The organism is Marinococcus sp. PL1-022 (assembly GCF_033845285.1).
Taxonomy (GTDB): domain Bacteria; phylum Bacillota; class Bacilli; order Bacillales; family Marinococcaceae; genus Marinococcus.
In genome coordinates this window covers 345,760-358,307 of record NZ_JAWXCX010000001.1, presented here as the reverse complement: position 1 = coordinate 358,307, position 12,548 = coordinate 345,760, and the positions used below count along the sequence as shown (strand labels likewise).

The 12,548-nt window shown below is 52.5% G+C and carries 16 protein-coding genes; 1 reads left to right on the top strand and 15 read right to left on the bottom strand.

Features of this window, described 5'->3' with window-relative positions; genetic code table 11:
* Positions 1-83: 83 nt before the first annotated feature.
* From SIC45_RS01890 to SIC45_RS01880, 3 genes are all read right to left on the bottom strand, one after another.
* Positions 84-437, bottom strand: coding sequence for a flagellar protein FlaG (locus tag SIC45_RS01890; RefSeq protein ID WP_319630880.1), 354 nt, complete (start codon positions 435-437; stop codon positions 84-86).
* Positions 438-466: 29 nt separating this feature from the next.
* Complete coding sequence (locus SIC45_RS01885) at positions 467-643, bottom strand: putative motility protein (protein ID WP_319632910.1); 177 nt, start codon at positions 641-643, stop codon at positions 467-469.
* Positions 644-998: 355 nt separating this feature from the next.
* A complete protein-coding gene (locus tag SIC45_RS01880; RefSeq protein WP_319630879.1) occupies positions 999-2,378 on the bottom strand; it encodes a flagellin in 1,380 nt (459 codons plus the stop codon).
* Positions 2,379-2,658: 280 nt separating this feature from the next.
* Here SIC45_RS01880 and SIC45_RS01875 point away from each other — a divergent pair, with 280 nt between their 5' ends.
* The gene (locus SIC45_RS01875) at positions 2,659-3,126 is read left to right on the top strand and encodes a competence protein ComK (RefSeq protein WP_319630878.1); all 468 of its coding nucleotides are present in this window, start codon (positions 2,659-2,661) and stop codon (positions 3,124-3,126) included.
* Between the two features lie 391 nt (positions 3,127-3,517).
* Here SIC45_RS01875 and SIC45_RS01870 read toward each other — a convergent pair whose 3' ends face one another.
* From SIC45_RS01870 to SIC45_RS01815, 12 genes are all read right to left on the bottom strand, one after another.
* Positions 3,518-3,652, bottom strand: a complete 135-nt coding sequence (locus SIC45_RS01870; protein ID WP_319630877.1) for a hypothetical protein — start codon at positions 3,650-3,652, stop codon at positions 3,518-3,520.
* Positions 3,649-4,353, bottom strand: a complete 705-nt coding sequence (locus SIC45_RS01865; protein WP_319630876.1) for a response regulator transcription factor — start codon at positions 4,351-4,353, stop codon at positions 3,649-3,651. Before SIC45_RS01865 ends, SIC45_RS01870 begins: the two co-directional genes overlap by 4 nt.
* 350 nt (positions 4,354-4,703) lie before the next feature.
* On the bottom strand, positions 4,704-4,931 hold the full coding sequence (gene csrA, locus SIC45_RS01860) for a carbon storage regulator CsrA (RefSeq protein WP_022793397.1): 228 nt from the start codon (positions 4,929-4,931) through the stop codon (positions 4,704-4,706).
* Complete coding sequence (fliW, locus tag SIC45_RS01855; RefSeq protein ID WP_319630875.1) at positions 4,925-5,377, bottom strand: flagellar assembly protein FliW; 453 nt, start codon at positions 5,375-5,377, stop codon at positions 4,925-4,927. Before fliW ends, csrA begins: the two co-directional genes overlap by 7 nt.
* A 114-nt stretch (positions 5,378-5,491) precedes the next feature.
* Entirely contained in the window at positions 5,492-6,391 is a 900-nt protein-coding gene (gene flgL, locus SIC45_RS01850; protein ID WP_319630874.1) for a flagellar hook-associated protein FlgL, read from the bottom strand.
* Between the two features lie 18 nt (positions 6,392-6,409).
* Positions 6,410-8,011, bottom strand: coding sequence for a flagellar hook-associated protein FlgK (gene flgK / locus SIC45_RS01845; RefSeq protein WP_298785071.1), 1,602 nt, complete (start codon positions 8,009-8,011; stop codon positions 6,410-6,412).
* A gap of 33 nt (positions 8,012-8,044) precedes the next feature.
* Positions 8,045-8,530 (bottom strand): flagellar protein FlgN, encoded by a 486-nt coding sequence (locus SIC45_RS01840; protein ID WP_319630873.1) that lies wholly within the window; start codon positions 8,528-8,530, stop codon positions 8,045-8,047.
* A gap of 48 nt (positions 8,531-8,578) precedes the next feature.
* Positions 8,579-8,845 (bottom strand): flagellar biosynthesis anti-sigma factor FlgM, encoded by a 267-nt coding sequence (gene flgM / locus SIC45_RS01835; RefSeq protein ID WP_319630872.1) that lies wholly within the window; start codon positions 8,843-8,845, stop codon positions 8,579-8,581.
* A gap of 133 nt (positions 8,846-8,978) precedes the next feature.
* Positions 8,979-9,383, bottom strand: a complete 405-nt coding sequence (locus tag SIC45_RS01830; protein WP_319630871.1) for a TIGR03826 family flagellar region protein — start codon at positions 9,381-9,383, stop codon at positions 8,979-8,981.
* Positions 9,384-9,442: 59 nt separating this feature from the next.
* Positions 9,443-10,156, bottom strand: a complete 714-nt coding sequence (locus tag SIC45_RS01825; protein WP_319630870.1) for a ComF family protein — start codon at positions 10,154-10,156, stop codon at positions 9,443-9,445.
* Positions 10,149-11,606 carry a DEAD/DEAH box helicase gene (locus tag SIC45_RS01820; protein WP_319630869.1) on the bottom strand — a complete coding sequence of 486 codons (1,458 nt, stop codon included), beginning with the start codon at positions 11,604-11,606 and terminating at the stop codon, positions 10,149-10,151. Before SIC45_RS01820 ends, SIC45_RS01825 begins: the two co-directional genes overlap by 8 nt.
* A 61-nt stretch (positions 11,607-11,667) precedes the next feature.
* The gene (locus SIC45_RS01815; protein ID WP_319630868.1) at positions 11,668-12,525 is read right to left on the bottom strand and encodes a DegV family protein; all 858 of its coding nucleotides are present in this window, start codon (positions 12,523-12,525) and stop codon (positions 11,668-11,670) included.
* Positions 12,526-12,548: the final 23 nt, after the last annotated feature.

Here is a 12,548-nt window from a genome sequence, read left to right as displayed (position 1 = left end):
TATAAACTTTATTATGACTTAAGAATCAAAACTTTTATCACGAAAACAAAAAACGCCTCCCCCCGAAGGAAGACGCTTTTCACTTACCCTTTCTCGTTTACTAACAGCCCGGCCTGGCGAAGAATCGAAGCGTTAAAATCGAGAAGCGACTCGGGCGGGATTTCCCGTACGACTTCCTCCGTTTCGCGGTCGATCACCTGCACATACACCCGGTCGGTGTCTTCGTGAACGTTGAACTTCAGACGTGTTAAATGCGGATCGAGCATCGCACTCAACGTTTCGACTGATTTTTCCACTTCCTTCTTCGTCACGTGAAGCGCGGAATTGGTCTCTGCTGCCACCAATTCGTTCGGCGTTACTTTCGACGCGTCTATAACGCCCGCTTCCCGCTTGGGCGAAGCTCCCTCGCCCCCGGCTGATCGAATAGAAACATCCATCTCCCACCTACCTCCTCCTGGGATGATCCCTATCCCTTTACGTCGATCGACTGGCCTTTGCCGGATGCCACGCTCTGAATTGTTCCAGCCTGGTTACCGCCAGTCATGTCATCGAGCAGCTCTGCGCTCTGCTTCGATGCCGTTTCCATCGACTGGCGCATGAGCGATATGTTCGCCTGCTGCTGCGCCTGCAATTGACTGCTTATGATTGAAACACTGCCGACATCGATACCATCACCTCCTTTCCTAAAATAGTATAAAAAAGGCCCCGGGGCGCCGGAACCTCTGGATGTATGATCATGTGGTGTAAGAGTGCCTCAGTTGTTTATAGTATCGGCAGAAATTCGCAGGAGTGTAGTCTTTAAGATAATACATACGGCTGAAAATGCTGTTCCAGCTCGCGCTGCAGTTTTTTTACGTTGGGGATTAAAGTAGACTGGAAAATTTCTTGAGTTTGGCGTAGAAGTAATTTTTCACATAAGTTACGTCTGAGAATAATGCAATTATGTAAAGAAAGAGGTTCCGACATTATAACTGGAACCTCTTTGATAAAAATAAATTTTATTGAAGTAACTGAAGAACCGATTGCGGCTGTTGGTTAGCTTGAGCAAGCATTGACTGTGAAGCTTGGGAAAGAATGTTGTTTTTCGTCATGTTCATCATTTCTTTCGCCATATCTACATCACGGATACGGGATTCCGCAGCAGTTAAATTTTCTGCAGAAGTACCGAGATTATTGATTGTGTGTTCAAGACGATTTTGATAAGCACCTAGCTTAGAACGTTCAGCAGAAACTGATTTAATCGCATCATCTAGAGTGGTAATAGCCGCACTAGCTCCATCTTGAGAAGTTACATCAATGCTATTTACATTCAAATCTGCTGAGCCCATACTCTTTAAATTAATTGACATTTCTTGACCTTCGTTTGCCCCAATTTGAGCAGTTAATGCATTTTGACTAACATCGATATTACCTTTGGCAGTTGCAGAAGTAGCTGCTGCTGCGGATAACTTAACAGTTAAACCTGTCGTATCTCCTGTGCCTGTTAAAGTAAGACCTTTGCCCCCCGCTGCTACCCCATCGATTTCTCCTCCAACGTCTACACCATTGTCCGAGGCATCTGTGGTAGTATCACTAGTTAAACCAAATTCTTCAGTAATTGTATTAGCTGTAACAGTTACATTAGCATCTGAGCCATAATTGTCACTTTTAATGGAAAGATTCGTATTATCACCTGTCACTGAAACTCCAATACTAGCGTTATTGACCGCATTTTTAAAATTATCAGCTGTAGCTGCCGCATCATCAGCATCATAGTCAAAAGAGATACTCCTACCATTAATTTCTACTGTTTTCGCACCATCGCTTTGAACGAGATCCGTATTAGCAAAACCTGTAGAATCAACTGCAGCTTGTTCTGCTATTGTAGTCACTTCTAAACTGTAAGTACCAGCGGCCGTTTTTTCGGTAGCTGATGCAACATCCACGTTAGCATTACTAGAAAAGTTAACTTTCGCTCCTGAATCGCCGTTCAACAATTTTTTAGTATTGAATTCTGTGGAGTTAGCAATACGGTCTATTTCAGAGGTTAACTGGTCTACTTCTTTTTGAATTTCTGCTCTATCCTCAGAAGTATTCGTATCGTTCGATGATTGAACTGAAAGTTCACGCATGCGTTGCAAAATACTATGAGATTCATTCAAAGCGCCTTCTGCTGTTTGAATTAGTGAAATACCATCTTGAGCATTACGGTCTGCCTGTTCCAAACCACGAATCTGCCCACGCATTTTTTCACTGATCGCAAGACCAGCTGCATCGTCACCCGCGCGGTTAATGCGAAGGCCAGAAGACAGTTTTTCCATCGAGTCACTCATGTTGTTCTGGTTTGTGCTCATTTGACGCTGTGCGTTCATCGCACCGAGGTTGTGGTTAATAATCATTATAAAATTCCTCCCTGAATGTGTAAGTACTTTCCACGTCCTTGTGGTAAGCCTATGTCACAGAATTTGCTTTCACGCCCGTACGCTGCGTTTTGGCATTTCCTGCTTACACTCTTTATATCGGCTGCTTGTTTTATGTATTTAGTATTTTCTGTAATTCTCTTAAAAATATTCTTTTAGTTATATTATGCAAAAAGTACTAGTTATTTTCACATAGCATTCGTATACTTACTTATGTGTCAGAGCAGTTGGGAAAATATTCAAACAGAGGTGTTGGGTTATGCAGAAGACAATGGTATTAGAAGAGTACGAAGTAAATGAAAACACAATGGCGATTGTGCCAAATTTTGAAGGAGAGGCAAAAAGTATTATATGGGAAAAGGACGGAGCTCGCATACCCGCTTCATGTACGCCGACGGCTATTATTAAACGAGGATGCCTGCGGGGAGGATCTTCTTTTGAAGGACGAAGCAAAGCGGTAAAGCATTACTTACATATCCGCAAGAAGCTGCCGGTGCCAGTAAATCCGTCGGAAGGTATTTATGCATTTCCAATTTCGTCACTGCGCGATCCGGAAAACATTTGGATCTTTTATAATCATGTGCAGCCCGGCCAGTTTGTCACTTCCGATGATGGAACAATGATCCGATTTACAGACGGCGCTTCGCTTCCGACAAAAGCGAGTACTTTTATGATCCAACAGCAGCTGTTCCGTACCGGCCACTGCCAAAGCATGTTTACCGCCTAAAAAGCAAAAAAACAGAGCATGGAGTACAAGGGCTCCCGCTCTGTTTATGCTTGGTTAGAAAAGTATAATGCCTGAAAAGTTCAGCGACGTTGCTGTCTAGCTACGATGCTATAATTCTAAGAAGTAGTTTCAAGGCTGCGTCAGCATGTTCGCTAATAATACTAAAAATAATGCCGTGCTGAAATATAGAGCATGGCATTTTTTGGTGCACAAATTTTGCCGCTCGAACCCTCGGGTTATTTAACATAGACTCGAACGGCAAGTTTTCGTTGTCCAGCTCCGAGCGTTACCACCCGGGTCCATTCGCTGTTTCGGATCGTTTGCGACTTCGTCTCAAGCCGACCGAAAGCCGCGAGCCGTCCCGGGTGGTAAACAAACGCTCTTCGCTTTTCTAGCTGTCCAGCTTCGGTCCGCAGTCGCTCGTTCCGTTGACCTTGCCCTGCCTGCCTTGTTTGACAACAAGTCCAAGCAGGGCGTGGCCAGCCGTACGAGGCTCCTGAGCGGCGGACCTACGCCTTTCGATCACGTGATAAACTCGACCCAGTTTTCTTCGATCGCGCGCTTTATGGTGTGCGTGCGGTCGTTGGCCTGCATCTTTTTCGTCAGGTGGCTGACGTGGTTGTTCACGGTGGCGACGGCCAGAAAGCATTCTTCGGCAATTTTGCGGTTGCTTTTGCCTTCGAGGATTTTTTCCAAAATCCGGATTTCTGCTTCGGACAGCGTGCCGCGTGCTTTATGCACGTCGAGTTCGAGCTGCTGTTCGGGGGGTTCTTCCTGCAGCTGATTCATGCGGCGGTACCGTTCAACGACCTGCGGTTGAAACACCGGGTCGATGTACGTTTGAAACTGCGTGGCACGCATAAAATGCTTGCGCCAGTCGTCTTCTTCGCGCTCGGCGGCTAAAAGCATCGTTACCTCCTGGCAGATAAATTCATCCACCAGGTGCCTGAGACGCTCCGGCAGGTTCACACCAATCCTGCAGGCGGAGCCGACCCGTTTTGCTTCCTGAAGCCGCACAAACGCATCCAAATCACTGCACGCTGTGTAATAAAGCGTGTCCTTCTGCAGACCGCGCTGCATAAGCGTGGTCCACTCTTCCCCATTCGTGCGCACAGCCAGCTTCCCCATTGATTCTGCTGCCTGCGGCAGTACTTCTGAGCCCTGCAGGTCGATAAATAAAATCGGCACCCTGCTTCCCGGGATGTTACGACTGTAAGTCCTGGCCATTATGTATTCCTCCTGAGACCTCACCGAAAGTGATGTTATTTTTGTTGAACACACTTTCCCCAAGCATGCCCTCTGCGTTTTTGTCTGTTGATTTCTCTCTGTAAACTGCAGCAGGACAACCAATCCCCTGAACTCGAACGACCGTATACAAATTCTACCTTTTCTTCACAGGTTCCGACAAGAAGCCCTATGACCCTAGGCATTTTCCACTTATCGTAAATTAATTATATCATAAATATGAATAAAGAACTATTATTTTTCCTTATTGTTCATTTTTTAGATACATTTACATATTTTTTAGTATTTTTATTAGTGCATAAGTTGTATGTAGTGAATGAATAGTCATTTAATTATTTTTTGATATTTTCCGATAATTTCTGCAAAAGCGTAATGTCGCCTGCGAGCGACTGTCGGTTTTCCTGCTGGATAGAGACATATACTTCCTGGCGGTGTATATCAATATGCTCCGGGGCATCGATACCCAGCTTCACCTGGTCCCCTTCAATTCCGAGTACAGTGATCGCAATATCATCCCCGACACGAATCGATTCTTTTTTCTTTCGTGTGAGTACTAACATGATCCTGTGCCTTCTTTCTGTGTCCGCTGAAACAGCAGATGCTTCGTTTCATACGGTGACTGCGCCATGGGCCACTGCTTGCCGAGCTTTTGTTCGACATTGATAATCAGCGGTGCCTGCAGGTTCGCCGTACTGTCTTCAAGCGTGTTCGCAAGCGTCAGGGTGACATACACAAGTACCTGCTCCGGGTTTTCGATATGCAGCTGCTCCGTGACAGCATCCGGGACTTCAAGCTCGTAGTCCGGAAAAAACACAAACGGATCAGCTGTAATAAAGGCAATATGTGCATGCTGCACCGACTGCATAATAAACAGGCTGCCGCTGTCATCGAACGGAAGAAACACGAAGTCACGTTCCTCTTCAAACGCCGGAATCCCCTGCGAAAAACGGGTAATATCTTTTTCTTCAACCGTGACAGCACCTAAATGCTTCGTTTCGATTTCCACACCTTTGCCCCCTTATCATTGAATACGTACACGAAACAGATAAACAGTCACAAAAACCAGTATACTGAATCGCTCTTCATAATAAAACAGATTTTACCACATTTTATAAATTTTTTACCTTAAAAAGTCCAGAAGCGTCGTCTGCATAATCCGCCCAGCCGAGGCGAGCGCCGCCTGGTGCACGGTCTGCTGGTTCGTTAAATTGGTAATCACTTCTTCGAGATCGGCGTTTTCATTGTTGGACATGATTTTGTTGGAGATGACCTTCTGGTCGGCGAGCCGGCTTTCGATCATTTCGATCCGGTTGGATCGGGCGCCGAGCTCGGCCCTCTCGTTTACGATGCTGTTCATCTGTTCGTCAAGCGTGCCCAGATATTTCTGCAGGTCTTCACCGGTGGTGTCCAGGTTTTCCAGATCGGCCTGCAGCTGTTCAAGCTCGGAAAACAGCTGCTCGGAAAACACTTCGCCCGGAGTGGAGCTGACATCGATCTTGATGCCCTTCATGAGCTCCATTTCTACCGCATCGCCGTGGCCGGTGAAGCTGTCTGCCGTCACACCGTCCGCGGTCGCGTCAGTATCAATTGGCGGGTTCGTGGTGTTGGAGCCGTTAAAAATGTATTTGTCCCCGATCTTGGAGTTGGCGGAGCTGATCAGCTGCTCCTTCAGCTCACTGATCTCTTTGGCGATGTTACCGCGCTGTTCACCTTCGTAGGTGTCGTTCGACGCCTGGGTAACAAGCTCGCGCACCCGCTGCATCACCTGGGTTGCTTCCCCGAGCGCGGCGTCGCTGGTGTCGAGCCAGTTGTGCGCTTCGCCGACGTTCCGTTCAAACTGCTCCACCTCACCGACCTGGGAGCGGTAGCGCATGCCGTTCATCGCAACGACCGGGTCCTGGGAGGCCCGGGTGATTTTTTTACCGGTGGACAGCTGGTCCTGCAGATTCATCATCTGATCATAGCTCTGGCTGATATGCCCGGTGGAGCGCTGGGTCATCATCTGCTGGGTGACTCGCATATTGGCTTCCTCCTTTTCTTAACGGCCGACCAGACCCATGTTGTTGATGATGCGGTCGAGCATTTCGTCAAACGTCGTTACGCTCCGCGACGCCGCATTGTAGGCGTGCTGGAACTGAATCATGTTGGCCATTTCCTCATCCATGCTTACCCCGCTCACTGACATGCGGCGCTCGTCGGCGCTTGAGGTGAGCGACTGGGTAATGTTTGTTTTCTGGTTCGCTTCGCTTGCATCAACCGCCATCTGGCCGATCACGCCCTGGTAGAACCGCTGCACGCTTGTCGAGTTTTCGCCGTTTTCCCCGAAGTTCAGGTCCGCGTCCTTCACATTGGCCAGGTTCAGCGCATTACTGCCATTGCCGGCGTAGCCGGTCCCGTTTTCCGATTCCGTGGCGGCAGCGATATTGTTTAAGTCAGCTTTGACATCTTCGCTCACACGAAGTGCACTCGCTGCTCCTTTATTTTCGAGAACGGCCGGATCGAAGCTGAAAAAGTCAACGCCGGCGCCCTTGGTGCCCGCTTCAACATCGTTCATCGTCCACCCTTCCCGGTGGGTCTCATTGAGCGCGTTCGCAAAGGTGGTAACCATTGTGTCAATGCTGTCGAGCATGTCCGTGTACAGACCCTCTACCTCCCCGGAGGCTTCATCCATGTAGCCGTAGGCCTCATGCAGGCCCTGCATGCTGCCGCTCGACTGCATAAACGCATTGGCACTGTCCGATGGATTGGTAATATTTGTGCCTGCTTTGCCGTTCGCCCATTCAAAGCTGGCCGTTTCCACGTGCCCGTCACGGCCGGCGGATTTCTCCACGTTCACTTCCTGGTACGCAAGAGCATTGCCGTCCACCAGCTTCTGCAGCCGCTCGCCGGTATCGCTCGTCATGAAAATATCGACGGTGCCTTCAGCGTTGCTGTTTGCGTTCCCGCCGCTCGGATTGCGCTTCACTTCCACGGTGGCCATGGACGAAAGCTCGTCAATCAGCCGGTCCCGTTCATCATACAGGTCGTTTGGCACCTTGCCGTGCGGCTCCACGCCCGCGATCTGTTCGTTCACGCTGCTGATCTGGCTGAGAAGCGAATTAAACTGCCCGGTTTCGTTATCAATCTGGGCGTCGAGGTCAGTTTTATTCGCCTGCAGCGAATTAGATATGTAGGAAAAGGTGTCCACCATTGCTTCCCCGCGCTGGCGAACGACTGAGCGCGCCCCGGAGTCCTCCGGATTGGCCGACAGGTCCTGCAGCGACTTCCAGAATTCGTCCATCGCATTGGCGACGCCTTCATCAGTTGGCTCGTTCATCAGGTCCTCCATGCGGGAAAGGTTTTCGTTTTTCGTTTCCCAGTAGCCGAGCTTCGCGTTTTCGCCCCGGTACTGCACATCAAGATACTGGTCCCGGATTCGCGCGACCGTGTTCGAGTCCACCCCGGTGCCCATCTGGCCCGGTGTGCTCGGCTGGTTCATGCCGGCTTTTGAAAAAGCATCACTCTGCTGCAGGTCGACCCGCTGCCGCGTGAACCCCGGCGTATTGGCATTGGCAATGTTATGTCCTGTCGTCTGCAGCGCGTGCTGCTGGGCAGTGAGTGCCCGTTTCGCTGTTTCAAGCCCCATGAATGTTGAACTCATGCATTTTCCTCCCCGTTTCTATGTACCTTCTGCTTACGCCCGTGAATCAAAGACCGAGTACTCCCGCTTCGTGCGCTGCGGGGCCAGACCCTGCCGGCCGTACTGCGCCGACTCCTGCGGCTGCATGGCGCCAAGCATCACCTGCGTGTATTTCATCGCGTCCTCGAGAATCGCCCGGTTCAGCTCCTCCTGGTGCTGCAGAGCGGTCATCAACTGAATCAGCTCGTACTGCAGCGCTTCGAGACGTGCGCGCTCCTTATCATCGGCAAGCAGCTTTAACGCATCGATGGATACGGCGTCCTCGGGGTTGGACCCTGCAAGTGCTGCGGCCTGCTGGTGGCGCTCCCGCTCGATCCGTGTAATGCGCTGCACCTGGCGGCGTTCGTCGCGGACGAGCTGCTGCAGGGCTTCTGCGTCATTTTTTTTCAGCACCTGCGTTTTTCGTTCGGACATATCAAGCAGTAACCGGTGTTCCTCGATCAGGGCGCCAAGCTGCTCTACTACTATCTGTACGCTCATGCAACCGCTCCTTTAGGTATATGTATCAACAGGCCGGCTGGTGGCCCGTTACTGATTGTTCCAGTAGTCCTGCATTTTCTTTGCTGTCTGCTCCGCCCGTACTTCGTACGTGCCGTTTTCAATCTGGGCTTTCAGCTGTTCGACCTTTTCCCTGCGGGCCGGGTCGATCGCTTCCGACTGCTGCAGCTCCTTGGCTGCGCTTGAAATTTCGACAGAATCTTTTTTCCCCGCCTGCTCTCCCTGCGGCAGCTTCTGCTGCTGGGCGGCCTGGCTGCGGTATATGGCATTAGCGGAATGCGCGGAATGAATTTTCATCTGTATGGTCCCTCCCATCCGGACGTTCTGCTCCGGCTGTTTTGTTACTGTTTATATCGGTCATTCCGCCGATGATTTCCTTGGTACTTAAGACTTAAATTTTAACATACATACATGCTTTTTGACTCATTCGTTATTCCCGCGCCCGGTACGTTGACCGTTTGTTCTTAATCTGCCGGGCTTCCCACTCCCTCTGTTTTTCTTCCGCCTTCAGCCCTGAAGAAATACGGCTGGTACACGACCGGCAGAGCCGGTACTCCCGGATTGGTTCACCGCATCCCTCACACGGATAGCTGAAGTTCGGCAGATTTGCCAGGCTCAGGCGTCCCTCGCGAATATAGCGGAAAATATCTTCCTCGCTGACCCCGGTCGCCTCGGTAACATCCGTAATCGTTGACTGCCGGTGCTTACTCTTTCTTACGTGCGTGTACACCTTCTGGAACCGCGCCTCCTCCGCCCGGTGGCATTCCAGACAGACGGCACGGAGAGCCTGTACAAATAAATTGCCGCATGACGGACAGTTTTTTAATTCGGCCATAGCTCGTCTTCTCCTTCTCGTTTACTTTGCCTATTATATCGGCACAACCAACGGAGAGTTTAAGCACGAATCAATGTGAGCGAAGCCGTCAAAGAAGCTCCTGCCGCCTCAAGCACTTGCGCTGCTTCGCGGACCGTTGCACCAGTCGTGTAAATATCGTCAATGAGCAGAACGTTCCGGCCGGAAATCTGATCCGGAGCAGCGACGGTAAATCCGCGCACCGTCTGCAGCCGCTCCCGTTTTGTCTGCTTGCTTTGTTTGCCGGCCTCCCCGTCCGGGCGTTCGAGTGCCAGAACATACGGCACTTTGAGGGCGGCTGCAAGCACCTCCGCCTGATTAAACCGGCGTTCCTGCATCCGCACAGGCGCAAGCGGCACCGGAACCGGTACAAAACCGCGAAAATGCTGCCGGTACACCCGGCGAAGGTCGTGATAAAATGCGGCGGCCATTACTGCGTCGCCGCGGAATTTCCAGCGGGCCGTCCACGCCTGCATCCAGTCGTCGTAGTGAAACAGCGATACGTTTTTTATCCATCCCTTGTCCCCGGTACGCCGGCGCCAGCTCAGGCAGTCGGAACAGACGTCCACGTGCCCCGGGGACGAGCACTCCGGACACACCGGTCCGGTGATCGCAGGCAGCTGGCCGGCGCAGGTGTCGCAGAGCTTTGCTTCTCTCCACGCAAACAGGTTATGGTACGTCCAGGACGTCTGCAGGCGCTCGCGGCAGGACAGGCAGTATCCACGTGCAAACGATAAAAGAGAAGTTTCATTCAACGGGCGCCGCCTCCTCCCGGTTCATTGTTTGGATATGGCGGATCGTCTGCTGCATCGCTTTTGTACGGCCGTAGTGAAAGAAAACCACGTCCCCCTCCGGCCGCTCCGGATTCCGTCCGGCTCTGCCGGCGATTTGCACGAGGGCACTTTCGCTGAAAATATCATCGTCGGCGCCAATCACCGCCACGTCCGCTTTGGGTATCGTGACGCCCCGCTCCAGAATTGTCGTTGTCACCAGAATATCGATATGCCCCTCGCGGAAGGCCGTAATTTTTCCCTCGCGCTTTTCGTCTTCTGCGTGCACGCCCTCGCAGCGAAAGTCCTCCGCCCGGAGCGCTTCCACCACCGGGCGAACAGCCGCTACCGATGGGACGAACACAAACAGCGGATAAGCGGTGTCCCGCGACTGGCACCACTGCAGCAGCGTATGCGGCAGACGCCCGCGGGAGAGGTGCAGCCTCCAGTTACCGGCCCACCGGCACTCCGGCACCGGAAGCGGCTGGCCGTGAAAGCGGCGCGGCACCTTCACGTACGACAGACCCCCGCTCTTCATCCGCCGCTGTTCGTCCTTTCCGGGCGTCGCACTTAAGTAGATAACTGCCGTTTCCCGTCGGCATGCTTCCCGCACGGCCCGCTGGAGGCCTGGATCAAACACGTACGGAAACGCGTCCACCTCATCAATTATCACTACATCGAAGGCCCCTTTGAACCGGCGCACCTGATGGGCCGTTGCGAGCACAAGACGTGCCTCCGGCCGGGCATCGGGGCTGCCTGCATACCAGGCTGCAGCCGGCACCCCGGGAAACACGCCCAAAAGACGCGGGTACAGCTCGCGCACGACATCCGTCCGCGGCGTCGTCCACAGCACCCGCTCGCCTCTGGCGAGTGCCCCGGCCACTGCCTGAAACATCATTTCGGTTTTCCCGGCGCCGCACACCGCCCAGATATACAGCTCCTGCTTCCGCAGACCGGCCCCGGCAGCGGCACGGGAGGCACGTTCCTGTCCTGAAGACAGCCGGCCGCTCCATATGAGCGGATCGGTAAACACTTCGCGGGATTCGGGCCCGGCCCAATAATAGAGCGGCGTGCAGGCCGACACCCGCCCCATTTCCAGACACTCGCGGCAATAGACGCACCGCTCACGCCCGCACGCACATGCGTGGGCACCGAACAAGCCGGGGCTCTGGCTGCTGCAGCGCAGGCACCGCCAAAAAGCGCCCTGCTTCATGATGGCAGGCACCTCCTGCAGCATTCCCGCCTGCACATAGTCTTGAATAATTTTTTGATCGTACGGCAGCTCCTGAGCCAGAAGGGCCCGGCCGCTGCAGTGGAACTGCATCTGTTTATAATCTGGTAAGGGTATAGCGGGGATCTCTGCATCAGAGGATAAGGAAGAAAAGGGGGAATCCGGCCGCTTGCTGCCGGCAAACCAGTTGGATAGCTTATTCATGGGAGGTGGTTCCTTTCGTGGGAGGGTTTAAAAAGAGGAGGCGGCCTGCCGGCCGCCGGTGTTACTCAGAGAGGGTTTCGGGGCGGTACCAGGCGAGCCCTATGGCGTTTTCCCCGAGATGGGTGCCAATCACCGGACCAAGGTGTTCGAGGGAGATCCGGGACTCCGGCGAGGCTTCCTGCAGCTGCCTGCGAAATGCCTCCCCGGCCTCTTCAGCGTTTGCGTGCAGGACGCTCGCTTCAAGCGGCCCCTTGGCGGCTTCCTCCAAAAAGAGGGACTGAATACGGGCTAGTGCTTTTTTGGAGGTGCGTACCTTTTCATACGGTATAATCTTTTTGTCAGTAAATTCGAGCACCGGCTTGATACGCAGCATGCTGCCAACCATGGCCTGCGCCCCGCTCAGCCGGCCGCCCCGCTGCAGGTGGCGCAGGTCCTCGACGATAAAGTACGCCCGCATCGTTTCTTTAATTTTATCGAGCTTGGCGAAAATAGCTGCCATATCATATCCTTCCGAGGCCATCCGGGCGGCGGTTAATACAAAATAGCCCTGGGCCCGGGCACTGATTTCCGAGTCATAGCAGTGCACGTGGACCGTATCCTTAATATCGTCAGCGACGGCGACAGCTGTCTGGTGCGTGCCACTGATACCGCTGCTTAAATGAATGGAAATAATTTCATCGGCCTCCCGGGCAAGCTCCCGGTACAGGTCCTCCATTTTTCCCGGTGACGGCTGCGACGTGGTCGGAAGCGTTTCCGAATTTCTCATCGCCTGATAATACGTGGCAACGTCCCAGTCGGTCTCCGGCATCGTTTCTTCATTCACCACCACATTGAGCGGGATTTCATGAATGCTCCACTGTCTGAGTTCTTCAGGATTCAGGTACGAGGTGCTGTCGGTTACTATGGCGATTTTTGGCAATCTGGCCCTCTCCTTTCGTTCTG

What these genes read in the sequence shown, in the direction of transcription:
- csrA (WP_022793397.1), bottom strand. Translation starts at nt 4,931, where the DNA reads ATGTTAGTACTCACACGAAAGAAAAAAGAATCGATTCGTGTCGGGGAT.
- flgK (WP_298785071.1), bottom strand. Translation starts at nt 8,011, where the DNA reads ATGAGTTCAACATTCATGGGGCTTGAAACAGCGAAACGGGCACTCACT.
- SIC45_RS01880 (WP_319630879.1), bottom strand. Translation starts at nt 2,378, where the DNA reads ATGATTATTAACCACAACCTCGGTGCGATGAACGCACAGCGTCAAATG.
- flgL (WP_319630874.1), bottom strand. Translation starts at nt 6,391, where the DNA reads ATGCGAGTCACCCAGCAGATGATGACCCAGCGCTCCACCGGGCATATC.
- SIC45_RS01840 (WP_319630873.1), bottom strand. Translation starts at nt 8,530, where the DNA reads ATGAGCGTACAGATAGTAGTAGAGCAGCTTGGCGCCCTGATCGAGGAA.
- SIC45_RS01820 (WP_319630869.1), bottom strand. Translation starts at nt 11,606, where the DNA reads ATGAATAAGCTATCCAACTGGTTTGCCGGCAGCAAGCGGCCGGATTCC.
- SIC45_RS01875 (WP_319630878.1), top strand. Translation starts at nt 2,659, where the DNA reads ATGCAGAAGACAATGGTATTAGAAGAGTACGAAGTAAATGAAAACACA.
- SIC45_RS01865 (WP_319630876.1), bottom strand. Translation starts at nt 4,353, where the DNA reads ATGGCCAGGACTTACAGTCGTAACATCCCGGGAAGCAGGGTGCCGATT.
- flgM (WP_319630872.1), bottom strand. Translation starts at nt 8,845, where the DNA reads ATGAAAATTCATTCCGCGCATTCCGCTAATGCCATATACCGCAGCCAG.
- SIC45_RS01830 (WP_319630871.1), bottom strand. Translation starts at nt 9,383, where the DNA reads ATGGCCGAATTAAAAAACTGTCCGTCATGCGGCAATTTATTTGTACAG.
- SIC45_RS01890 (WP_319630880.1), bottom strand. Translation starts at nt 437, where the DNA reads ATGGATGTTTCTATTCGATCAGCCGGGGGCGAGGGAGCTTCGCCCAAG.